Raw genomic sequence first — 25,661 nt, forward strand, 5'->3', positions numbered from 1 at the left:
TTTGAAAATAGAGGATAAGAGATTTAATTAAATTGTTCCTTAATATGTATATAGATTCTTTTTTAGATTATTTATTGCTAGAGAAAAAATATTCTTCTCACACAGTCAATGCTTATAAAACAGATTTAATTTCATTTAGAGATTTTTGTGTTATAGAGTTTGAAGTAGAAGAGATTGCTAATGTACACTACAATCAGATAAGAAGTTGGATTGTGAGTCTTGTGAATCAAAAAAAGACTAATAGAACGATAAATAGAAAAGTTAGTAGTTTAAAAACCTTTTATAAGTTTCTTCAAAAGTTAGAAGTAATTGATAAAAATCCTTTAGCAAAACATAAAGCACTAAAAACAACAAAAGAAATACAAATACCTTTTTCTAATGAAGAGGTAAGTAAGGTTTTGAATAATTTTGGAGAAGATGATTTTGTTTCTTTAAGAGATAAGCTAATTGTTGAATTATTATATTCAACAGGAATAAGAAGAACTGAGCTTATCAATATCAAGCATGTAGATATAGATATGCACATGAGATTGATTAAAGTTTTAGGGAAAAGAAATAAAGAAAGATTAGTACCTTTGTTACCAGTTGTTATTGAAACATTGAAAAAGTATACACAACAAAAAAGAGATATAACAAGTACTAGAGAGTATTTGTTAGTTACTGAAAAAGGAAATAAACTATATGAAACACTTGTTTATCGTGTAATAAATTCTTACTTTAGTAAGGTCTCAACCAAAGTTAAGAAAAGTCCGCATATCCTCAGGCATACTTTTGCGACGCAGCTGCTTAACGAAGGTGCAGATTTAAACTCGGTTAAAGAATTACTAGGACATTCAAGTTTAGCCTCTACCCAAGTTTACACTCACAATAACTTGGAAAAACTAAAACAAGTGTTTAATAAAGCTCATCCTAGGAGCTTAAAGAAAGATTGAAGATTATGAAAGTATTTACACAGTCAGTAAATTTTAAAGTTGATGGAGATTTAGTTAAATTCATCGAGAAAAAAGTAGGAAGCTTAGATAAATTTCACGACAAAATTGTTGATGCAGAAGTCTTTTTAAAAGTGCAAAAAACAAGTGACAAAGAAAATAAGGTTACAGAAATAAAAATTAATATACCAGGTAATGAATTGATCGTAAAGAAAACAAATAAGACCTTTGAAGAAGGTGTTAGTGTTGGCGTTGAGTCTCTTAAGCGTCAGTTGTTGAAGTCGAAAGACAAACATAGAATGAGCTTCGTATAAAAAAAAATAAAAAAAAACTTGAAATAAGTTTTATAAAACCAAAATAACTTTATACATTTGCAGTCCGTTAGAAATAACGGATTGTTTTTTTAAAACAAAAGCCGATATAGCTCAGCTGGCTAGAGCAGCTGATTTGTAATCAGCAGGTCGTGGGTTCGAGTCCCTCTATCGGCTCAAAAAAAGTTCTTTAAAATATTAAAATAAATGGGGAGATTCCAGAGCGGCCAAATGGGACGGACTGTAACTCCGTTGTCTTACGACTTCGCAGGTTCGAATCCTGCTCTCCCCACAAAATTTTTTAGAGAATTGCGGGAGTAGCTCAGTTGGTAGAGCGTCAGCCTTCCAAGCTGAATGTCGCCGGTTCGAACCCGGTCTCCCGCTCTAAATTATCCATGCCGGTGTAGCTCAGTTGGTAGAGCGCATCCTTGGTAGGGATGAGGTCACGGGTTCAAATCCCGTCATTGGCTCTTTTAGGAGAGTTAAAAAAGAACACTAAATATATTTAACTAAGAATTAAAATTAATAATCATGGCAAAAGCAACTTACGATCGTTCGAAGCCACACTTAAACGTAGGTACAATCGGTCACGTAGATCACGGTAAGACTACATTAACAGCTGCTATTACAAAAGTATTAGCTGACGCAGGATTTTCTGAGCAGAGAGATTTCGATCAAATCGATAACGCTCCTGAAGAAAAAGAAAGAGGTATTACAATTAACTCTTCTCACGTTGAGTATGCTACAGCTAACCGTCACTACGCACACGTTGACTGTCCAGGTCACGCCGATTATGTAAAGAACATGGTAACTGGTGCTGCACAAATGGATGGAGCTATCTTAGTAGTTGCTGCTACAGATGGTCCAATGCCTCAAACTCGTGAGCACATCTTATTAGGTCGTCAGGTAGGTATTCCACGTATCGTTGTTTTCTTAAACAAAGTAGATATGGTTGATGATGAGGAGTTATTAGAGTTAGTAGAGATGGAAGTTAGAGAATTATTATCTTTCTACGATTATGATGGAGATAATAGTCCTGTTGTTCAAGGATCTGCTTTAGGAGCTTTAAATGGTGAAGAGAAGTGGGTAAATACAGTTTTAGAGTTAATGGAAGCTGTTGATACTTGGATCGAAGAGCCACCAAGAGATACTGAGAAGGATTTCTTAATGCCAATTGAAGATGTATTCTCTATTACTGGTCGTGGTACTGTTGCTACAGGTCGTATTGAAACTGGTATCATCAATTCAGGTGATCCTGTTGAGATTATCGGTATGGGAACTGAGAAGTTAACTTCTACAGTAACTGGTATCGAAATGTTCCGTCAAATCTTAGATAGAGGTGAGGCTGGAGATAACGCTGGTATCTTATTAAGAGGTATTAATAAAGAAGATATTAAAAGAGGTATGGTAATTTGTAAGCCAGGTTCTGTAACTCCTCACGCTAAGTTTAAAGCAGAGGTTTATATCTTAAAGAAAGAAGAAGGTGGACGTCACACTCCATTCCAAAATAACTACCGTCCTCAGTTCTATGTACGTACAACTGACGTAACTGGTAACATTGGTTTACCTGACGGAGTAGAGATGGTTATGCCTGGTGATAACTTAACAATCACTGTTGACTTAATCCAACCAATTGCATTAAACATTGGTTTACAGTTCGCAATCCGTGAAGGAGGTAGAACAGTAGGAGCTGGTCAGGTAACTGAAATATTAGACTAATCTCTAATTACAATATATAAGAGGTGTTCTTAGAATGCCTCTTTAATTAAACGGGTTTAGCTCAGTTGGTAGAGCACTGGTCTCCAAAACCAGGTGTCGGGAGTTCGAGCCTCTCAACCCGTGCTAATTTTCAATAGAAATGAACAACTTTATACAATATATCAAGGATTCTTTCGAGGAATTAAATACTAATATGACTTGGATTTCTAAAGAAGAAGCTCAAAAGTCTACGGTAGTAGTAGCTGTTTTTACAATTGTATTTGCTTTAGCAGTTGCTTTAATAGATAAAGTTTTTCAGACAGGATTAGATAACTTTTTTAAATTATTTTAAAGATGGCTGATTCAGTGATGAAATGGTATGTTGTGAGAGCAATTGGTGGTCAGGAGAATAAAGTGAAAACTTACATTGAAACTGAGATAGCTAGACATGGATTATCGGATTACGTTAATCAAGTTATAGTCCCTACTGAAAAAGTTGTTCAAATACGTAACGGAAAGAAAATTAACAGAGAAAGAGTATACTTCCCTGGTTACGTAATGGTCGAAGCAAACTTAGCGGGTGAGGTTCCTCACGTAATTAAATCTGTTACTGGTGTAATAGGTTTTTTAGGTGAAACAAAAGGAGGTGATCCAGTACCAATGAGAAAATCTGAAGTTAACAGAATGTTAGGTAAAGTTGATGAACTTACCGTTAATGAAGAGAATGTAGCTATTCCATATGTAGTAGGAGAGACTGTGAAAGTAGTAGATGGTCCTTTTAATGGTTTTGATGGATTAGTTGAGAAGGTTAATGAAGAAAAACGTAAGCTTGAAGTAATGGTTAAGATTTTCGGTAGAAAAACTCCATTAGAATTAAGCTACATGCAAGTAGAGAAAATATAACAGTTACATATATATTTTAAGTGTATTTTGCTTCCGAAAATACACTATCCAAATCTTAAACAATGGCAAAAGAAGTAAGTAAATTAGTAAAACTACAAGTTAGGGGAGGTGCTGCGAATCCGTCGCCACCAGTTGGACCCGCTTTAGGTGCTGCCGGAGTTAACATCATGGAATTCTGTAAACAGTTTAACGCTCGTACACAGGATAAACAAGGTAAAGTATTACCAGTAGTGATTACAGTATATACTGATAAATCATTCGAATTTGTTGTTAAAACTCCACCAGCTGCAGTACAATTATTAGAAGCGGCCAAAATTAAGAAAGGTTCAGGAGAGCCGAATAGAAAGAAAGTAGCAAGTGTTACTTGGGATCAAATCAGATCAATTGCAGAAGATAAAATGGTTGACATGAATGCTTTTAAAGTTGAATCAGCAATGAGAATGATCGCGGGAACTGCTCGTTCTATGGGATTAACTGTAACAGGTGATGCACCTGCTTAAACTAAAAGAGATTTAAAATGGCAAGATTAACAAGAAAGCAAAAAGAAGCTCGCGCTAAGATTGACACCTCTAAAGTTTATGACTTAAAGGATGCATCAGCATTAGTAAAAGAGATCACAAACGTTAAGTTTGATGCGTCTATAGATTTAGCTGTACGTTTAGGAGTAGATCCTCGTAAGGCAAATCAAATGGTTCGTGGTGTTGTAACATTACCTCACGGAACAGGTAAAGATGTAAAAGTATTAGCATTAGTTACTCCAGATAAAGAAGCTGAAGCAAAAGAAGCTGGAGCTGATTACGTAGGTTTAGATGAATACTTACAGAAAATCAAAGGAGGATGGACTGATGTTGACGTTATTATAACAATGCCTAGTGTAATGGGTAAATTAGGTCCATTAGGACGTGTATTAGGTCCTAGAGGTTTAATGCCAAACCCAAAGACAGGTACTGTAACTATGGATGTTGCAAAAGCAGTAAAAGAGGTGAAGGCTGGTAAAATCGACTTTAAAGTTGATAAAACTGGAATCGTTCATGCTGCTGTAGGTAAAGTATCTTTTGATGCTGATAAGATCTACGAAAATGCAAACGAATTAGTTCAAACACTTATTAAATTAAAGCCAACGGCTGCTAAAGGAACTTACATTAAGAGTATTTTCATCTCTTCTACAATGAGTCCTAGTGTGCCAGTAGATGTAAAATCTGTATCATAGGCAGTTAAAATGTATCAATTATGACTAGAGAGGAAAAATCACAAGTAATACAAGATTTAACAGCACAATTAGCAGATACAAATACGATTTATCTAGCAGATATTTCTGGATTAGATGCTATCACTACATCTAACTTACGTAGAGCTTGTTTTAAAGCTGACGTACAATTGGCTGTTGTAAAAAACACATTGCTTGAAAAAGCAATGGAGGCTTCCGATAAAGATTTTGGTGAATTACCAGAAGTTTTAAAAGGAAACACTTCTTTAATGATTGCAGAAGCTGCAAATGCTCCAGCAAAAGTAATTAAAGAATTTAGAAAAAAATCTGATAAACCTTTATTAAAAGGGGCTTATGTAGAAGAAGCAGTTTATGTTGGAGATGACCAATTAGATGCTTTAGTTAACATCAAGTCTCGTGAGGAACTTATTGGAGATATCATTGGATTATTACAATCGCCTGCTAAGAACGTTGTTTCAGCATTACAATCAGGTGGTAGTAAACTATCAGGTATCTTAAAAACATTATCAGAAAAATAAATTTAGCGCACTAATAACTATACAATAAAAAATTAAAAACAATTAAAATGGCAGATTTAAAAGATTTCGCAGAACAATTAGTTAACTTAACAGTAAAAGAAGTTAATGAATTAGCAGATATTTTAAAAGAAGATTACGGTATTGAGCCTGCAGCAGCAGCTGTAGCAGTAGCTGGACCAGCAGGTGGTGGTGCAGATGCAGCAGATGAAAAAACTGAGTTTGATGTAATCTTAAAAGCAGCAGGAGGTTCTAAATTAGCAGTAGTAAAATTAGTTAAGGAATTAACTGGTTTAGGATTAAAAGAAGCTAAAGGAATCGTTGATAGCGCTCCAGCACCAGTAAAAGAAGGTGTTTCTAAAGATGAGGCTGAAGGTCTTAAGAAGTCTTTAGAAGAAGCAGGAGCTGAGGTTGAGTTAAAGTAATATAACTCCCCACATTTACAGTGGGATAACAAAATATAGGTTTAGGCGCTAGAACTTTTTGTTCTGGCCCTAAACCATTTTGTGTATATATTTGTTATTTTTGCAGAAATAAACACAAAAAAAGTTTAGAATTGCTTTTAAATTAGTTACACATATATTAACTAATTTATGTAGTAAAAATTGCAAAGAAAACTGGTTAAGTTTTTTAAAAATATTTTTAATTAAAAATAGATACTCTTTTGGCAACGACAAAAACTACTGAAAGAATCAACTTCGCAACATCTCAGATTGGTACAGATTATCCAGATTTTTTGGATATTCAAGTTAAATCTTTTCAAGATTTTTTCCAATTACAGACTAAAGCTGATGAGCGAGGTGAAGAAGGTTTATATAAGACCTTCATGGATAACTTCCCAATTACTGATACAAGAAATCAATTTGTTTTAGAATTCTTAGATTATTTTGTTGATCCACCTAGGTATAGCATTCAAGAATGTATCGAGCGTGGTTTAACTCATAGTGTCCCTCTTAAGGCTAGATTAAAATTGTATTGTACAGATCCTGAACATGAAGATTTCGAAACCATTGTTCAAGATGTGTATTTAGGAACAATACCTTATATGACGGGCTCAGGTACATTTATTATTAATGGAGCAGAGAGAGTAGTTGTATCTCAGTTACACAGATCACCAGGGGTTTTCTTCGGTCAGTCTTTTCATGCCAATGGTACTAAATTATATTCAGCAAGAGTAATTCCTTTTAAAGGATCTTGGATTGAATTTGCTACTGATATTAATCAGGTAATGTATGCATATATCGATAGAAAGAAAAAGTTACCAGTAACTACTCTTTTTAGAGCTATAGGATATGAAAGAGATAAAGATATTCTTGAAATTTTTGATTTAGCTGAAGAAATTAAAGTTTCTAAAGCTGGATTAAAGAAAGTTTTAGGAAGAAAATTAGCTGCTAGGGTATTAAAAACTTGGCATGAAGATTTCGTAGATGAAGATACAGGTGAAGTTGTATCTATTGAACGAAACGAAATTATTTTTGATCGTGATACTATTTTAGATAAAGAACATGTAGATGAAATTATAGAGTCAGGAGCAAAAACTATTTTATTACATAAAGAAGATAATTTCTCTGGAGATTATGCAATTATTCATAATACTTTACAGAAAGATCCTACTAACTCAGAAAAAGAAGCAGTAGAGCATATTTATCGTCAATTACGTAATGCAGAACCGCCAGATGAGGAAACTGCAAGAGGTATTATAGATAAATTATTTTTCTCAGAACAAAGATATAATTTAGGAGAAGTTGGTCGTTTTAGAATGAACACTAAACTTCAATTAAATGAAGCTATAGATCAGAAGGTATTAACTAAAAATGATATCATTACAATTGTAAAATATCTTATTGAGTTAATTAATTCTAAGGCAGAAGTAGATGATATTGATCACTTATCTAACCGTCGTGTACGTACAGTAGGTGAGCAGTTAGCAGGTCAGTTTGGAGTAGGTTTAGCACGTATGGCTAGAACTATCCGTGAAAGAATGAATGTAAGAGATAATGAAGTTTTTACACCGATTGACTTAATTAATGCTAAAACATTATCTTCTGTAATTAATTCGTTCTTTGGAACAAATCAGTTATCTCAATTTATGGATCAAACAAATCCATTAGCAGAGATTACTCATAAGCGTCGTTTATCAGCTTTAGGACCTGGAGGTTTATCGAGAGAAAGAGCAGGTTTTGAGGTTCGTGATGTTCACTATACTCACTACGGTCGTTTATGTCCAATTGAAACACCAGAAGGACCGAATATTGGTCTGATTTCATCTTTAGCAGTTTATGCTAAAGTAAACAATATGGGGTTCATTGAAACACCATATAAGAAAGTTGATTCAGGAAAAGTTTCTTCGGATACGCCAATATATTTAAGTGCAGAAGAAGAAGAAGGAATGAAATTTGCGCAGTCAAATATTCCTGTTAAAGAAGATGGAGAAATTGATAGAGATAAAGTAATTGCAAGGGAAGAAGGAGATTTCCCTGTTGTTACTCCAGATGTAGTCAACTATATGGATGTTGCTCCAAACCAAATAGCATCTATTTCAGCTTCTTTAATTCCATTCTTAGAGCATGATGATGCCAACCGTGCATTAATGGGATCTAACATGATGCGTCAGGCAGTACCATTATTAAGACCTGAAGCACCAATTGTAGGTACAGGATTAGAGCGTAGAGTAGCAAAAGATTCTCGTATTTTGATCAATGCAGAAGGAGATGGAGTTGTAGAATATGTTGATGCAAACAAGATTACAATTAAGTATGATAGAACAGATGAGGAGCGTTTAGTTAGCTTTGATCCAGATGAAAAATCATATAACTTAATTAAGTTCAGAAAAACAAATCAAGGAACTAATATTAACTTAAAGCCTATTGTAAGAAAAGGTGATAGAGTTGAAAAGGGACAAGTTCTTTGTGATGGTTATGCTACAGAATTAGGTGAGTTAGCTCTTGGTAGAAATATGAAGGTTGCTTTCATGCCTTGGAAAGGGTATAACTTTGAGGATGCAATCGTAATTTCTGAAAGAGTTGTAAAAGAAGATATCTTTACATCTGTTCACATTGATGAGTATTCTTTAGATGTTCGTGATACTAAATTAGGAGCAGAAGAATTAACCAATGATATTCCAAACGTATCAGAAGAGGCTACAAAAGACCTTGATGAGAATGGAATGATTCGTATTGGTGCAGAAGTAAAGCCAGGAGATATTTTAATTGGTAAGATTACTCCTAAAGGAGAAAGTGATCCTACACCAGAAGAAAAATTATTAAGAGCAATCTTTGGGGATAAAGCAGGTGATGTAAAAGATGCATCATTAAAAGCTTCACCATCTCTTAAAGGTGTTGTAATTGATAAAAAATTATTTAAGAGAGCTGTTAAAGATAAAAATAAGAGAGCAAGAGATAAAGAAGCGGTAGCTACTTTAGAAGCTTCTTTCGTTTCTAAATTTGATGGCTTAAAAGATCGTTTAATAGACAAGTTATTCGGTTTAATCAGTGGTAAAACTTCTCAAGGTATTTTTAACGATCTTGGAGAGGAAGTATTGCCAAAAGGAAAAAAATTCACTCAAAAAATGTTAAACTCAGTAGATGATTTTACACATTTAAGTGGAACTTGGACTACTGATAAAGACTTAAACAAGTTAGTTGTAGAATTAATTCACAACTATAAAATTAAAGTTAACGATTTACAAGGAGTTTTACGTCGTAAGAAGTTTACAATTTCTGTAGGGGATGAATTACCAGCTGGAATTTTAAAGTTAGCTAAGATTTATATCGCTAAGAAGCGTAAGTTAAAGGTAGGTGATAAGATGGCAGGACGTCACGGTAACAAAGGTATTGTTGCAAGAATCGTTCGTCAAGAAGATATGCCTTTCTTAGAAGACGGAACACCTGTTGATATTGTATTGAATCCATTAGGGGTACCATCGCGTATGAATATTGGTCAGATTTATGAAACTGTATTAGGTTGGGCTGGTCAAAAGTTAACTCAAAAGTATGCAACGCCTATTTTTGATGGGGCTTCTTTAAATGAAATTAACGCATTAACAGACGAAGCTGGAATTCCAAGATTCGGTCATACTTACTTATATGATGGAGGAACAGGAGATCGTTTTGATCAACCAGCAACAGTAGGTGTTATTTATATGATTAAGTTAGGACACATGATCGAAGATAAGATGCATGCTCGTTCTATTGGACCTTACTCATTAATTACACAACAGCCATTAGGAGGTAAAGCTCAGTTTGGAGGTCAGCGTTTTGGAGAAATGGAAGTTTGGGCTTTAGAGGCTTATGGAGCATCTAGTATTTTACGTGAAATCTTAACGGTAAAATCAGATGACGTATTAGGTAGAGCTAAAGCTTATGAAAGCATTGTAAAAGGAGAGCCAATGCCAGAACCTGGATTACCAGAATCATTTAACGTATTAATGCACGAACTTAAAGGTTTAGGATTAGACGTTAAATTAGAAGAATAAAAAAGACAATCAAGGTTATTTCGAAAGGAATAATCTTGATTTCAGTGTTTATAAATTTTATATCAACAGCAGTCAGCTATCAACTTTAAGCTAACTAAAGTTATAGCAAAAGCTCAAAGCATTTTGCAAAGCAAAATATTATGGCAAGAAAGAACGAAAAATACACTGTTAAAAAATTTAACAAAATTTCAATTGGTTTAGCTTCACCTGAATCTATTTTAGAGGCATCTAAAGGAGAAGTTTTAAAGCCAGAAACAATTAATTACCGTACACACAAGCCAGAGAGAGATGGTTTATTTTGTGAGCGTATATTCGGTCCTGTAAAAGATTATGAATGTGCGTGTGGTAAATATAAAAGAATTCGTTACAAGGGAATCGTTTGTGATCGTTGTGGAGTTGAAGTAACGGAAAAGAAAGTACGTAGAGATAGAGTAGGTCATATTAATTTAGTTGTTCCTGTAGCACATATTTGGTATTTCAGATCGTTACCAAATAAAATGGGATATTTATTAGGTTTACCTTCTAAGAAATTAGATATGATCATTTACTATGAGCGTTATGTAGTAATTCAGCCTGGTAATGCAACAAATAGTGAAGGAGAACCATTACAAAAATTAGACTTCTTAACAGAGGAAGAGTATTTAGATATTATAGATGAACTTCCTCAAGATAATCAATACTTAGAAGATAGCGATCCAAATAAGTTTATCGCTAAAATGGGAGCAGAGTGTTTAATTGATTTATTAGCTCGTATCGATTTAGATGAGTTATCTTACCAATTAAGACACAAAGCAAATACTGAAACTTCTAAGCAACGTAAGAATGAGGCTTTAAAAAGATTAAATGTTGTTGAAGCATTTAGAGAGTCTCAGAAAAATAGAGAAAATAAACCAGAGTGGATGATAATGAAAGTAGTTCCGGTTATTCCACCAGAATTACGTCCATTAGTTCCATTAGATGGAGGTCGTTTTGCTACTTCAGATTTAAATGATCTTTATCGTCGTGTAATTATCCGTAACAATCGTTTAAAGAGATTAATGGAGATTAAAGCTCCTGAAGTAATCTTAAGAAACGAAAAACGTATGTTACAAGAATCTGTAGATTCATTATTTGATAATACACGTAAATCTTCAGCAGTAAAAACAGAATCTAACAGACCATTAAAATCATTATCTGATAGTTTAAAAGGTAAACAAGGGCGTTTCCGTCAAAACTTATTAGGTAAGCGTGTTGATTATTCTGCTCGTTCTGTAATTGTTGTAGGTCCAGAATTAAAATTATACGAATGTGGATTGCCTAAAGATATGGCAGCTGAACTTTACAAGCCTTTTGTAATTCGTAAGTTAATCGAAAGAGGTATTGTAAAAACGGTTAAATCTGCAAAGAAAATTATAGATAGAAAAGAACCTGTAGTTTGGGATATTTTAGAAAATGTAATTAAAGGTCATCCAGTTTTATTAAACCGTGCTCCTACATTACACCGTTTAGGTATTCAAGCATTCCAACCTAAATTAATAGAAGGTAAAGCTATTCGTTTACACCCATTAGTATGTACGGCATTTAACGCCGATTTTGATGGGGATCAAATGGCGGTTCACTTACCTTTAGGTCCTGAAGCTATTTTAGAGGCTCAGTTATTAATGTTAGCTTCTCATAATATCTTAAACCCTGCAAATGGTGCACCAATTACGGTACCATCTCAGGATATGGTATTAGGGTTATATTATATGACTAAAGAGCGTAAATCTACACCAGAGTTAAAGATTCAAGGTGAAGGATTAACATTCTACTCTCCAGAAGAAGTAACAATCGCTTTTAACGAAAAGAAAGTAGACTTAAATGCTGGAATTCGAGTTCGTACTAAAGATGTCGAAGATGGTAAAGTAGTAACAAAACTTATTACAACTACTGTTGGTAGAGTATTATTTAACGAAGTTGTACCAGAAGCAGCAGGTTATATTAATGAAGTTTTAACTAAGAAATCTTTAAGAGGAATTATTGGTGGTATCTTAAAAGTAACTGATATTCCTTCGGTAGGTAAATTCTTAGATGAAATAAAGAATATGGGATATATGTTTGCATTCCAAGGAGGATTATCATTCTCTTTAGGAGATATCATTATTCCAGAGGAAAAGCATACAATGATTGCTGAAGCTAATAAAGAAGTGGATGGAATTATCATGAACTATAACATGGGTATGTTAACTCAAAAGGAACGTTATAATCAGGTAATTGATGTTTGGGGTTCTACAAACAACCGATTAACAGAATTATCGATGAAACGTTTACGTGAAGATCAGCAAGGATTTAACTCGGTATTTATGATGTTAGATTCTGGAGCGCGTGGATCTAAAGAGCAGATTCGTCAGTTAACTGGTATGCGTGGATTAATGGCTAAGCCTAAGAAATCTACAGCAGGTGGTGGAGAAATTATTGAAAACCCGATTTTATCTAACTTTAAAGAAGGTCTTTCAATTTTAGAATACTTTATCTCTACTCACGGTGCTCGTAAAGGTCTTGCCGATACAGCATTAAAAACTGCCGATGCAGGATATTTAACACGTCGTTTAGTAGATGTATCTCAAGATGTAATTGTAAATGAGGTAGATTGTGGTACATTACGTGGTTTAGAAATAACTCCTTTAAAGAAGAATGACGAGATTGTTGAGTCTTTAGCTGACAGAATTGAAGGTAGAGTTTCTTTACATGATGTATATGCTCCTAACTCTGAAGACATTTTATTGAATGCAGGACAATTAATTACTGAAAGTCTAGCTAAAACTGTTGAAAAAGCAGGTATTGATAGAGTAGAAGTTCGTTCTCCATTAACATGTGAATCTAAGAGAGGAATTTGTGCTCAGTGTTATGGTAAGAGTTTATCTACTGCTAAGAAGGTTCAAAAAGGTGAAGCTGTTGGTGTAATTGCAGCACAGTCTATTGGAGAGCCTGGTACACAGTTAACATTACGTACATTCCACGTTGGAGGGGTAGCAAATACTTCTTCTTCAGATAATAAATTATTATCTAAGTTTGAAGGTAATGTAAAGATTGAAGATTTACGTACAGTTGAAGGTAAAGACACTAACGGAGAAGTTGTTGATATTGTAATTTCACGTACAGCTGAAATCAAAATTTTAGATAAGAAAACAGGAATTACTTTAAGTGCAAATAATATTCCTTATGGTTCGATTATCTTTGATAAAGATAGAAAGACTATTAAGAAAGGAGATGCAGTTTGTCAATGGGATCCATTTAATGGTGTAATTGTTTCTGAATTTGGAGGAAAAGTTAAGTTTGATAACTTAGAGCAAGGTATTAACTACTCTGTTGAAGTTGATGAACAAACAGGTTTCCAAGAGAAAGTAATTACTGACTCTAAAAATAAGAAAATCATTCCTTCTTTAATTATTGAAGACGCTGATGGTAATGCATTACGTTCATATAGTTTACCAGTAGGTGCACACTTAATGGTAAAAGATGGAGATTTAGTAGAGCAAGGTAAAACATTAGTTAAGATTCCTCGTAGAGCTGGTAAGGCTGGGGATATTACAGGAGGTTTACCACGTGTAACAGAATTATTTGAAGCACGTAATCCATCTAACCCTGCAGTAGTTGCTGAAATTGATGGAGTGGTGTCTTTTGGTAAAATTAAGCGTGGTAATCGTGAGATTATAGTTGAATCTAAAACTGGAGAGATTAAGAAATACTTAGTAAAATTATCTAATCAGATCTTAGTTCAAGAAAATGACTTTATCAAAGCAGGTATGCCATTATCTGATGGAGCAACAACTCCAGCTGATATTTTAAGAATTAAAGGACCATCTGCTGTTCAAGAGTACTTAGTAAATGAAATACAAGATGTATACCGTTTACAAGGGGTGAAGATTAATGATAAGCACTTTGAAGTAGTAGTACGTCAAATGATGCGTAAAGTAAGAATCATTGATTCAGGAGATACTTTATTCTTAGAGAATCAATTAGTTCATAAAAATGATTTTATCGAAGAAAATGATAAAATTTATGGAATGAAAGTAATTGAAGATTCAGGTGATTCTACTAACTTAAGAGCAGGTCAATTAGTTACAGCACGTCAGTTAAGAGATGAAAACTCAATTTTACGTAGAGCTGATAAAGAGATTGTAGTAGCAAGAGAAGCACATCCAGCTACTGCAGAGCAAGTATTACAAGGTATTACTAGAGCATCGTTACAAACGAAATCATTTATCTCAGCAGCATCGTTCCAGGAAACAACTAAGGTGTTAAATGAAGCAGCTGTAAATGGTAAGATTGATGATTTAGAAGGTCTTAAAGAAAATGTTATTGTAGGTAAACGTATACCAGCAGGTACAGGTATAAGAAGCTACGAAAAGATTATCGTTGGACCAAAAGACGAAATAGAACAAAGCTTATAATAGAATAATTATAACATTAAAAAAACCTCTATAATTTATAGAGGTTTTTTTATAATTAAAATATGTATTCCCATGGAAGATAAAAAAGAACCACAGATCAATATAGAATTAGATCAAGAGATTGCTGAAGGAACTTATAGTAACTTAGCAATAATAAATCATTCAGTTTCTGAATTTATTGTAGATTTTATTAATATTATGCCAGGTGTACCAAAAGCAAAAGTAAAATCTAGAATTATACTAACGCCTCAGCATGCAAAGAGACTTACAAAAGCTCTTGCAGATAATATAAGAAAGTTTGAACAGGTTCATGGTGAGATAAAAGATTATGAACAACCTCCTATACCAATGAACTTTGGTGGAACTACTGGAGAAGCTTAAAAAATAAAGCGGTATTTGATTTGTCAAATACCGCTTTATTTTTTTATGATATTAACTTTTTTTGAAAAAGTTAATATATGTTAAAAAAAAAGATTATATTCATAACGTGGAACATAAGTATTAGGAATCTCACAATACTTAATCAATTTGTATGAGAATTTAGTTTTATCCCTTATAAGTTCATATTGTGCAAATATTTTTTTTAAAACTATAAAACTTTAAATAATAAAGTTTTGTTTATTAGTTTATTATTAGTTATTTTTATTACAAATTAAATGCAAACGAACCCCGAAATCATATGCAGAAAAAATACTTTAAAAACACAGACTTCATTTTAAATCAATCTTTTTTTCATCATCGATCGACCCTATGTAAGTTTTAGAGAAAAAAAGAAAACTCAACTACAATTTTAATTTCATAAACAAATAATAATGCAGAATCATTGTTATGATGGTGCTGTGTACAAATAATAAATAAAACCCCACAATTGTTGCACTTTGGCGAGCGGAAACAAGAGTAGGGCATGTATATAACAATCAATTCATAAACTGATCATTATGATAAAATGTCTTCAGGTTATTTTTTTTAGCACATATTATTTATTGCTAAAAAAAATAAAATTAAGTTTATCTATATTTTCGAAAAAACATAACGCCTCGCAAGGTAACGAAAAATATAGGAATTACAGAGGTTTAGCAAATATTTTAATAGGAATTCGGGATGAATTCAAAGTTGGTTTAACAGAAAGAAGAGCAAATTTATTTTTACTAAAGTTATTTAGTATTTCTGTTATTTTAACTCTATCTTCTTTAGATGTTGAAGCTCAGGTTGTAACAACCTGGGGAGGACTTTCTACACCTCCAGTAGTAGCACATCCAACAAATGTTCTTTCTTCAGTAGGAGATGGTACTTCAGTAGTTAATGTTGATATAGCATTATCAGAAGCAACTACAGTAGGAGGAGGAGTTAATGCCGTTACTTTTCCATCAGGAAATATTTTAACAAGTAGTTTCAATAATACAAGAGCTACGGTTGGAATATCTGGTAACACATATACTTATACATTCAGTGAACCTGTTCATGTAATTTTAAGTTCGCAACAACACAGTGAATTAATAGGGACTGAAAATATTAAAGTATCCAGTCCAGATGTAGGAGCTCAATTCTCTGGTCAGTTATTTTCAGCTCAATCAGGACATTTTATCAATAATAATAATACTTCTCAAGTTCATATTGGTTCATCGGGAGTGGTTTCACTACCAGGAACATATTGGGAAGTTCAAAGTAATATAGCAATCACCACATTATCTGTAGAGTATTATGTATTGAATGGTGCAGAAGCGGCAGATGCTGAACCTTTTACAGTAAGTTTAGCACCAACTCCTTACCTTAGATTAGATGATACTAATATTACAGGAGCTGGGGGAAATGATATTAATGTCCCAGGTTGTTCAAACAGTGCAGAGTTTTTAGATGGAGCAACTACAGGAGCTACATCTGTATTTAATGCACCACATGGATTGGATTTCATGACAATTACTTTAACAAATCCTCAAGATGTTGGTCAAGAAGAATTAAGTATCAAAGGAATTTTTGATGGTATCTCTGTAGCAGGAAATGGAACTACAAGCTTAACAGTTACAAATGTAAGTGCAGATGTGAATACATTAAGGAATACGTTAGATGATTTAGTTTATAAAAATACAGCTGCTACCCCTGAAATAGCAACTCCAAGAACTGTTGAAATAACTGTTACAGATCCTTATGGGAATACTTCTAGTACTGTAACAGCAACTATCAATTTAACAAATCCACCAAATTCTGGTGTTACAACAGATCCTTTATATGTATTGACCACAGATTCAACAGCTGATTTATTCACTGCCCTAGACGGTTCTCAAGATGGAGGGGGAACTTGGGTTGATAATGATAGCACAGGAGCTTTATCGGGTAGTACAGTTACGGTATCAAGTCTTCCTATGGGACCTTCTACTTTCAATTATGTAGTTAACGGTACTGGTCCTTGTGCGAATGCTATCACTACGGTTTTAGTAATAAAGATTGATGGAACTGAGATACCTTTAACAGCGGCTTCAGGATCGTCAAATTGTGGTACATTAACCACTAGTTATACAGATCCATTATTTTCAGCAAATTCAGATGATCCTATTTTTATATTTAATGGAGGAGGAAATGATGGTGAATTAGAATGTCCAGCGGGAGTTGCGGTAGGAACAACCTATAGTTGGTATATATTTAATCCAACAACAAATTCTTATGATGATTATGCACTTAACAGTACTAGAATTCAAACTGGTTTAGCAGACGGAGGATATTTAGTAGTAAGAAATGATGGAGGAACCATTGAAGAAGGACGTGCTTGGGTATGGAATACCCAATTACAACCTGATGTAGGTGCAGATTTAACAGCTTGTGCTGGTGATACCGTAAATTTATCAGGTGTTGCAGCAACTGATACTTCGTTCAATTATTACAATCCAGTAGAACGTCCTTTCATAATAACAGCATCAACAATTTTCTCAGTTACATTCAATATCACACATACTTATATTTCAGATGTAGGATATTATCTAGTTTCTCCAGATGGAGCTGTAACAATTCCGTTAGGCTTGAATGAAAATGGAAGTCCTTGTTATGCAGCTGATAATGCAGTGAATTTAACATTTACGAACGATACCACAATTACCCCAACATTACCTGTTTTTGATATTTGTGAATTTTCAAGGAATAATGCTTGTAGCGGAACAGGTCCTGCTTTAACTGGTACTTATAATAGGTATTATGCAGATCCTTCAAATAATACTACAGGTTGTGGTGTATTTTCTCCAGCTTCGGGAGATACACCTATCACAGTTACCCCTTTAATAGGATATGATGCCAGACAAGGAGGGTGGAAAGTACAGGTATATGATTGTGAAAATCTTGATGTTGGAGAAATAGATTCTGTAATCATATCTTTCTCTGAGGGAAGTACTACATCAACATTTACAAGTGGTACTATTAGCGGTACTCCTGAAGCTCAAATTAATGATGGGTCATGTGATCCGGTAAGTGCTTCTATATATGAAGTACCATTTACTACAGCAACGGTAATTCCAGAAGCATTAAATATACAAGATAATATTGGTGTGAACAGTTCAGGAGGTTACGAGTGGTCGTATAGTACAGACGGACCAACAGGACCATGGAGTGCTGGTTTTGAAAATGGTACATTAACACCATCAGTAGTAGTAAATGAAACAACTTGGTTTAGATTAAGTGCTGACAACGGAACTACCTGTAGTGGAGAAGATGTGATGATGGTAACTGTAACAAATGAACCTGATTCAGGTACAGGTTCAGATACCTTTGTTTGTGAAGGAGATGCAGTAGTAGATTTAAATGCATTAATAACTGGCGGAGGAGCTGGTACATGGACAGTTTCAGGAACTTCTCCTGATGCACCAGGTGCAGATTTTAATGCTGTAGCAGGTACTTTAGATCCTACAACAGGAGGAATATATGATTTTGACTATACAGTAAGTGCGGTAGCACCTTGTACTACAGATGCAGTTACATCTGTGAGAGTTTTAGTTCAAAGTCAACCAGATACTGGTACAAGTGCATTTTATAATGCGGGTCAACCAGAAACAGTTAACTTGTTCTCAAATTTAGGAGGTACTCCAGATACTGGTGGCGCATGGACTTTGTCCTCATCACCCTCATCACCAGGAGCCAACTTTGATGCATTAGCAGGAACATTAGATACAACAGGTCTATCAGAAGGTACATATGCTTTTCAATATGAATCATCAAATAATTGTGGTTCAGTAACGTCTTTTGTTTATGTGAATTTATTCTTAGATTCAGATGGAGATGGTGTGTTGGATAGTGCAGATATATGTCCTGGTGGAGATGATTCATTAGATGCAGATTTAGATGGTGTACCAGATGGTTGTGATTTAGATGATGATAATGACGGAATTTTAGACAGTGACGAATATGATTGTCCTACTTCAGGCTTTGTTGACTTAGGACAAACATTTACACAAGCTAGTACAGGAACAACTGCAGGATCTACAGCATCAGGAACCGTAAACAATGTATATAGTCATGCAGGAGTTACAGGTACCTTCAGTTTTGAAGTAATCAATGGAGCTACTTGGGCTGGAGGTGTCAGAAGTGCTTCGAATGGAGGTATAACTGGTGATTATGTGAATGTACAACCAAACAATACAAATTTCCCTGTAGGGACTTCTTATCCAGCAGATGCAGGAACAATAAGTGTAGCAGTGTATACATTTACATTTGATCAACCTATTCAAATTTCAAATTTTAAATGGGGAGGATTAGATAATCAAGATAGAGCAGATTTTTCAGCTTCATTATCAGGAGCGAATGTTGCCTTAACAATTACAGATATAAACTTAGGAGCTAATTTTGTACAAGCAAATAGTACTCAGTCTGTAATTAGTACAGCTCCAGGAGCTAATGCTCCAAATAATACAGTTTCGGTTAGTTCTTTAGATGCTATTGACACCTTAGTTATTGTGGCAGGAAAGGCTGACGGAAATGGAGGAAACGTAACCATGCAGTTTTATGAAAACTCATATTGTTTTTCTCAAGATTTTGATGGAGATACAGTTCCTAATTCATTAGACTTAGATTCTGATAATGATGGAATATACGATGTTGTAGAAGCTAATGGAGCAGATGTTAACAATGATGGTATTGCCGATGGACTTCCAAATACATCAACAGGAATACCTTCATCTGCTGTAGCAGGATTAACAGTTCCTAATACAGACGGAACAGATAGAGGAAATCCTTATGATTTAGATGCTGACGATGATGGATGTTCTGATTCAAATGAATATTATGACGATTCAAATGCAGATGGTGGAGGAGGTCAATACGGAAATGGAACGACAGATCCAGCACCAGTAAATGGAAATGGAACAGTAATAGCTGCAAGTTATCCAGCAAGTGCAGCAGATACAGATACTAATAGTACAGCAGATTATGTTGAAGGTTCAGCAGGAACACCATTGCCGAATTCAGATGGTGATGCTTTAGCCAATGCTTGTGATTTAGATGCAGATAATGACGGAAACCCTGATACTACTGATACGAATACTACTTCACCTGAAGCGACAGATGATTCAGCTTCAGCAACAGCAGGAACGTCAACAACTATTCCAATTTTAGCAAATGATGATTTTACAGATAACACAGACGCCAATGGCGACCCAGATAATGGAGATCCAGCAAGTATCACAACAATAAGTACAGTTGTAGGAACTAATACTACAGCAGGTGGTACAATATCTTATGACACAAATACAGGAGAATTAATTTACACTCCATTAACTAGTGAGGGAGGAACAACTGTAAGAATAGAATATGAAGTTTGTAATGATATTACAGGAGATGGTGCTACAGGAGATGATGTATGTAGAAGAGCTTTAGTAACAATTGCAGTTGCACCAGGAGATTCTGATGGAGATGGAGTAGTTGATGCTTCAGATATATGTCCAGGAGGAGACGATACAGCAGATGCTGATTCGGATGGAGTGCCAGATTTTTGTGATCAAGATGATGACAATGATGGTATTTTAGATATTGATGAATGTGCAATTAATTTTATTTCAATTCGTCCATTTGATGATTTAGGTATTCCAGATACTAGTCTTAATAATAATATAACAGATGTAGATGTTAGTGCTAGGTTAGGTTTACCAGCAGGTAGTGTTTTAATTTCAGCTACAGGATTAAATCGTCCTGATGCTAACCCTAATTTATTTGTTGGAGATACATTTTCAGGAACACCATCAGTTTTTACAATTTCAGGAACAGCAGCAGCAAGAGTTAGAGCTAGGTTAGAACATGGAGGAGTAATTCAAACAGGAGGTAGAATGGATAGGGTTGAAAGTTTAGATGGAACATTATATACTTTTACTACTACTTTAATTTCTGATTTTGATGATATTAGTTTTCCTCCAATTTATGAAGTTCAAAATAATACAGGAACAAATAGTAATAATGGTAGCAGATTTACTTGGGAGTCAACAAGTACAGGAGCAACAAATTTTAGCTTTAGTTCAAATGATACAGGAGACGATAGTGCAATTTTTCTTTCATTATCTGTAGATCCAGATTTTGATGGAGACAATTTAGCAGATTGTTTAGATTTAGATTCAGACAACGATGGAATATATGATGTTGTAGAAGCTAATGGAGCAGATGTTAATAATGATGGTATAGCAGATGGACTTCCAAATACATCAACAGGAATACCTTCATCTGCAGTAGGAGGATTAACAGTTCCTAATACTGATGGAACAGATAGAGGTAATCCTTATGATTTAGATTCAGATGATGATGGGTGTTCTGATTCAAATGAATATTATGACGATTCAAATGCTGATGGTGGTAGTGGTCAATATGGAAATGGTACGACAGATCCAGCTCCAGTGAATCCAAATGGAACAGTAATAGCTGCAAGTTATCCATCTACAGCGGCAGATACAGATACTAATAGTACAGCGGATTATGTAGAAGGGTCAGCGGTTACTCCATTACCAAATACAGATGGTGATACTTTAGCAAATTCTTGTGATGAAGATGATGATAATGATGGAAATCCAGATACAACAGATACAAATTCAAATACACCTACAGCAGTTGATGATTCAGCTTCAGCTACAGCAGGAGTTTTACAAACTATAGGAATTCTAGGAAATGATGATTTTACAGACAATACTGATGGAAACGGAGATCCAGATAATATTAATCCTGCAAGTATAACAACAATTAATACAGTGGTAGGAGCTAATACCACAGCAGGAGGGACTATTTCATATGATGCTGCAACAGGAGAATTAGATTATACTCCGCTTACAAGTGAAGGAGGAACAACTGTAACTATAGAATATGAAGTTTGTAATGATATTACTGGAGATGGAGCTACAGCAGATGATGAATGTAGTACAGCTATTGTAACTATAACCGTTGCTATAGGAGATCAAGATGGAGACGGAGTTTTAGATAATGTAGATGTATGTCCAGGAGGTAATGATTCAGCAGATGCAGACGCGGATGGAGTACCAGATTTTTGTGATCAAGATGATGATAATGATGGTATTACTGATATAGAAGAAGGAGGTTCTGAAACAAGTAATTGTGTTATAGGATTATTTCAAGTAATTGATGGAGAATTGTTTGAGTTAAATCAGAATACAGGAGTTTATGAATTAAGAGTTGGAGCTGTATTAGCTACTAATGGTATTGATAATTTACGATACAATGCATTAGGGTATAACGAATTGAATAGTCTATATTATGCTATAGCACAAGATAGTGGTACAGATTCAAATGGAACCATTGTAAATAGACGAGATATATTAACAATTAATATTAATACTGGAGATATACTAAAGATAGATGCAACAGGTGTAACTTCTGGAAATTTTTTATCAGGAGATGTTTATGAAAATGTATTTTATTTTTCAAGTTCAACTGAAGGGCTTTATTCTTATAATATACAAACAAGGTTAGTTTCACAGTTGTCAACAGTTCCGACAGCAGGATTAGATTTTTCCATTTTAAATGGAGTAGCATACAGTTTAGTTGGTACTGGTGGAGGAAATGGAGACCTTACTCGTGTAGATTTAACAGTAATGCCACCTGTTTTTTCTACGATACCAGTTACAGGTTTGCCATCTGGAAATTCATATGGGGCTTTATTTTCTGCTGAAAATACAAGACTATATGCGGCTAATAATTCAGGTTCTGGGATTTATGAAATCATTGGTTATGATGGAGCAGCAGCAACATCTGTGTTTGCAGTATCGTCTCAAGCAAGTTCAAATAATGATGGTGCTTCATGTAGGTTCGCTCCTATTTCAATAAATGATATAGATGGAGATAGTATCCCAAATAATTTAGATTTAGATTCTGATAACGATGGAATTTATGATGTAGTTGAAGCAAATGGAACAGATACAGATAACGATGGTATTGCTGATGGAATACCAAACACATCAATAGGTATACCTTCTTCTGCAGGAACAGGTCTAACAGTTCCAAATACAGATAGTACAGATAGAGGGAATCCATATGATTTAGATTCAGATGATGACGGTTGTTCAGATTCAAATGAATATTATAATGATGCAAACGCTGATGGTGGAGGAGGTCAATACGGAAATGGAACAACTGATCCTACACCAATTAATCCAAACGGAACTGTATTGGCAGCTTCATATCCAGCAGCAGGAGCAGATACAGACACTAATACTGTAGCAGATTATGTGGAAGGAACCGCAGGAGCTCCGTTACCAAATCCAGATGGAGATACGTTAGCAAATGCTTGTGATGAAGATGATGATAATGACGGAAATCCTGATACTACGGATACAGCAAATCCAACTACTCCAACAGCAGTTGATGATTCAGCTTCGGCAACAGCAGGAGTGTTAACTACTGTTCCGATTTTATCTAATGATGATTTCACAGATAATACTGATGGAAATGGAGATCCAGATAATGTTAATCCTGCAAGTATAACTACTATCAACACAGTAGTTGGAATTAACACAACAGCAGGAGGAACTATAACTTACGACGCGGATACAGGTGAGTTAAATTATGTACCGTTATCGAGTGAAGGAGGTACAACAGTAACTGTAGAGTATCAAGTATGTAATGATATAACAGGTGATGGAGCAACAGCTGATGACGTTTGCAGTACAGCTATTGTAACGATTACAGTTGCTATTGGAGATGCAGATGGAGATGGAGTTTTAGACAATGTTGATATTTGTGCTGGAGGTGATGATAGTGCAGATGTAGACGGAGATGGAGTGCCAGATTTTTGTGATGAAGATGATGATAATGATGGAATCGCAGATGTTGATGAATCTTATTGTTTGATAGACAATACAACAAGAAAATTAGCTGTTGTTTACGCAAATGACGGAGGTTCAATGTTACCAACAAATTCAGATAATGACTTTTTTACTCCAGGAACATTAGGAACACAAACATTTGGACCAGGTGTTAGTTTTACTCTAGACGCAAACAATGCAGCAGGAGGTTACGTAGATTTACAAGGAGTAGATCAAGCTGATTTAACTGGAGCAAAAGCTGATAATGATTATGTTGAGTATACATTTAAAACAGGAACTCAATCATATCAAATATCTCAGTTGTTTTTCTTTGGAGAACCTGTAGGTATTCCAGCTTCAGATTATAGAACAGGATACATGTACCAAGTTGAAATTTCTGATGATAATTTCGCTACAAGTACAGTTTTATTTACAGAAGGAACCGTGGCTACTTCAGCATTTGTATCACCAGCAACAAATGCAGTCACTTTAGCTCCTTCAATAAGTTATACAATAAGAATTTATTTATATAACAATCCAGTTGTAAATGCTGGTTCTATTACCATAGATAATGTAGCATTCCAAGCAACTTTATGTGAAGTAATAGATACAGATGGAGATTCGATTCCAAATTATTTAGATTTAGATTCTGATAATGATGGTATTTACGATGTAGTTGAAGCAAATGGAACGGATATAGATAATGATGGTATAGCAGATGGTATACCAAATACAACTACAGGTATTCCAACTTCTGCAGGCACAGGTTTAACAGTACCAAATACAGATGCAGATGTTGATGGAGGAAATCCATATGATTTAGATTCAGATAACGATGGATGTTCAGATTCAAATGAATATTACAATGATCCAAATGCTGATGGAGGCGGAGGTCAGTATGGAAATGGTACTACAGATCCAGCTCCAACCAATGCTAATGGAACAGTAACAGGAGCATCATATCCAGCTACAGCAGCTGACACGGATACAAATACTGTTGCAGATTATGTAGAAGGAACAGCTGGAACTCCTTTACCAGATTTAGATGGAGATTCTTTGACTAATGCATGTGATTTAGACGATGATAATGATGGAAATCCAGACACAAGTGATACAAATCCAAATGCACCAACTGTAGCAGATGATACAGCTACAGTAGATGCAGGAACGCCAGTTACAACGAATGTTTTAACCAATGATGATTATTTAGGAGATACAGATCCAAATAATACAGGCAACACGATTTTATATCAAACAGGAGGAACAGCAGCAGGTACAGTAAGTATTGATCCAGATACAGGAGAGATTACCTACACACCAACATCATCAGAAGCAGGCACAGATGTAACAATAGAGTATACAGTTTGTAATGATGTAAATGACGATACTACATTTGATGCAGTAACTGGTTTACCAAATGCAAACACAACAGATGATGTTTGTCAAACGGCAACTTTAACAATTACAGTTACAGGTCCAGATAGTGATGGAGATGGAGTAGTAGATGCACAAGATTTAGATGATGATAATGATGGAATTTTAGATACAGCAGAAGCTAACGGACAACCAGATCCAAGTGCAGATGCAGACAATGATGGAATTCCAAACTATTTAGATACAGATATTGGAGCAGATGGAAACGGAGATGGCGTTGTAGATGCTTACGATGCAGATGGAGATGGTGTTCCAAATCATTTAGATTTAGATAGTGATAACGATGGAATTTACGATGTTGTAGAAACAGGAGGAACTGATGCAGACGGAGATGGAACAGCAGATGATACTGATGGAGATGCAGCAAACAATGATGGAATTCCAAGTACAGCAGGAACAGGAGTAGCAACACCAACTGATAGTGATAGTGGAACTGATCCAAATAGTCCAGACTTCTTAGATACTGATAGTGATGGAGATGGATGTAA

Annotated in this window: 13 protein-coding genes and 5 tRNA genes; all 18 read left to right on the forward strand. The window is 34.9% G+C overall.

Annotation, left to right across the window (positions count from 1 at the left end):
* Nucleotides 1–44: 44 nt before the first annotated feature.
* Nucleotides 45–932: a tyrosine-type recombinase/integrase gene (locus EYW44_RS09835; RefSeq protein ID WP_132723499.1), complete on the forward strand. Its 888-nt coding sequence runs from the start codon at nt 45–47 to the stop codon at nt 930–932.
* Between the two features lie 5 nt (nt 933–937).
* Nucleotides 938–1,243 carry an HPF/RaiA family ribosome-associated protein gene (locus EYW44_RS09840; RefSeq protein ID WP_132723500.1) on the forward strand — a complete coding sequence of 102 codons (306 nt, stop codon included), beginning with the start codon at nt 938–940 and terminating at the stop codon, nt 1,241–1,243.
* 100 nt (nt 1,244–1,343) lie between these two features.
* A tRNA-Thr gene (locus tag EYW44_RS09845) sits at nt 1,344–1,417 on the forward strand.
* Between the two features lie 32 nt (nt 1,418–1,449).
* Nucleotides 1,450–1,532, forward strand: a tRNA-Tyr gene (locus EYW44_RS09850).
* Between the two features lie 19 nt (nt 1,533–1,551).
* Nucleotides 1,552–1,624: transfer RNA gene (locus EYW44_RS09855), tRNA-Gly, on the forward strand.
* Between the two features lie 13 nt (nt 1,625–1,637).
* Nucleotides 1,638–1,710 (forward strand) — tRNA-Thr (locus EYW44_RS09860).
* Between the two features lie 61 nt (nt 1,711–1,771).
* Complete coding sequence (tuf, locus tag EYW44_RS09865) at nt 1,772–2,959, forward strand: elongation factor Tu (protein ID WP_132723501.1); 1,188 nt, start codon at nt 1,772–1,774, stop codon at nt 2,957–2,959.
* 50 nt (nt 2,960–3,009) lie between these two features.
* Nucleotides 3,010–3,082: transfer RNA gene (locus EYW44_RS09870), tRNA-Trp, on the forward strand.
* A gap of 16 nt (nt 3,083–3,098) precedes the next feature.
* A complete protein-coding gene (gene secE / locus EYW44_RS09875; RefSeq protein WP_132723502.1) occupies nt 3,099–3,290 on the forward strand; it encodes a preprotein translocase subunit SecE in 192 nt (63 codons plus the stop codon).
* Nucleotides 3,291–3,292: 2 nt separating this feature from the next.
* Complete coding sequence (gene nusG / locus EYW44_RS09880; protein ID WP_132723503.1) at nt 3,293–3,841, forward strand: transcription termination/antitermination protein NusG; 549 nt, start codon at nt 3,293–3,295, stop codon at nt 3,839–3,841.
* 62 nt (nt 3,842–3,903) lie between these two features.
* Complete coding sequence (gene rplK / locus EYW44_RS09885; protein ID WP_132723504.1) at nt 3,904–4,341, forward strand: 50S ribosomal protein L11; 438 nt, start codon at nt 3,904–3,906, stop codon at nt 4,339–4,341.
* A 17-nt stretch (nt 4,342–4,358) separates the two neighbouring features.
* A complete protein-coding gene (rplA, locus tag EYW44_RS09890) occupies nt 4,359–5,051 on the forward strand; it encodes a 50S ribosomal protein L1 (protein ID WP_132723505.1) in 693 nt (230 codons plus the stop codon).
* A gap of 20 nt (nt 5,052–5,071) precedes the next feature.
* The gene (gene rplJ, locus EYW44_RS09895) at nt 5,072–5,587 is read left to right on the forward strand and encodes a 50S ribosomal protein L10 (protein WP_132723506.1); all 516 of its coding nucleotides are present in this window, start codon (nt 5,072–5,074) and stop codon (nt 5,585–5,587) included.
* A 47-nt stretch (nt 5,588–5,634) separates the two neighbouring features.
* Nucleotides 5,635–6,009 carry a 50S ribosomal protein L7/L12 gene (gene rplL / locus EYW44_RS09900; protein ID WP_132723507.1) on the forward strand — a complete coding sequence of 125 codons (375 nt, stop codon included), beginning with the start codon at nt 5,635–5,637 and terminating at the stop codon, nt 6,007–6,009.
* Nucleotides 6,010–6,248: 239 nt separating this feature from the next.
* Entirely contained in the window at nt 6,249–10,058 is a 3,810-nt protein-coding gene (gene rpoB, locus EYW44_RS09905) for a DNA-directed RNA polymerase subunit beta (RefSeq protein ID WP_132723508.1), read from the forward strand.
* A gap of 140 nt (nt 10,059–10,198) precedes the next feature.
* On the forward strand, nt 10,199–14,470 hold the full coding sequence (gene rpoC, locus EYW44_RS09910; RefSeq protein WP_132723509.1) for a DNA-directed RNA polymerase subunit beta': 4,272 nt from the start codon (nt 10,199–10,201) through the stop codon (nt 14,468–14,470).
* A 72-nt stretch (nt 14,471–14,542) separates the two neighbouring features.
* The gene (locus EYW44_RS09915; RefSeq protein WP_132723510.1) at nt 14,543–14,851 is read left to right on the forward strand and encodes a DUF3467 domain-containing protein; all 309 of its coding nucleotides are present in this window, start codon (nt 14,543–14,545) and stop codon (nt 14,849–14,851) included.
* 602 nt (nt 14,852–15,453) lie between these two features.
* On the forward strand, nt 15,454–25,661 hold a 10,208-nt coding region (locus EYW44_RS09920), incomplete at its 3' end, for an Ig-like domain-containing protein (protein WP_373681055.1).

The organism is Tenacibaculum sp. M341 (assembly GCF_004337695.1).
Taxonomy (GTDB): Bacteria; Bacteroidota; Bacteroidia; order Flavobacteriales; family Flavobacteriaceae; genus Polaribacter.

Excerpts from the sequence above, each read along its gene's own strand:
- secE (WP_132723502.1), top strand. The coding sequence starts at position 3,099 with ATGAACAACTTTATACAATATATCAAGGATTCTTTCGAGGAATTAAAT.
- EYW44_RS09915 (WP_132723510.1), top strand. The coding sequence starts at position 14,543 with ATGGAAGATAAAAAAGAACCACAGATCAATATAGAATTAGATCAAGAG.
- tuf (WP_132723501.1), top strand. The coding sequence starts at position 1,772 with ATGGCAAAAGCAACTTACGATCGTTCGAAGCCACACTTAAACGTAGGT.
- EYW44_RS09835 (WP_132723499.1), top strand. The coding sequence starts at position 45 with ATGTATATAGATTCTTTTTTAGATTATTTATTGCTAGAGAAAAAATAT.
- EYW44_RS09840 (WP_132723500.1), top strand. The coding sequence starts at position 938 with ATGAAAGTATTTACACAGTCAGTAAATTTTAAAGTTGATGGAGATTTA.
- rpoC (WP_132723509.1), top strand. The coding sequence starts at position 10,199 with ATGGCAAGAAAGAACGAAAAATACACTGTTAAAAAATTTAACAAAATT.
- nusG (WP_132723503.1), top strand. The coding sequence starts at position 3,293 with ATGGCTGATTCAGTGATGAAATGGTATGTTGTGAGAGCAATTGGTGGT.
- rplJ (WP_132723506.1), top strand. The coding sequence starts at position 5,072 with ATGACTAGAGAGGAAAAATCACAAGTAATACAAGATTTAACAGCACAA.
- rplK (WP_132723504.1), top strand. The coding sequence starts at position 3,904 with ATGGCAAAAGAAGTAAGTAAATTAGTAAAACTACAAGTTAGGGGAGGT.
- rplA (WP_132723505.1), top strand. The coding sequence starts at position 4,359 with ATGGCAAGATTAACAAGAAAGCAAAAAGAAGCTCGCGCTAAGATTGAC.
- rplL (WP_132723507.1), top strand. The coding sequence starts at position 5,635 with ATGGCAGATTTAAAAGATTTCGCAGAACAATTAGTTAACTTAACAGTA.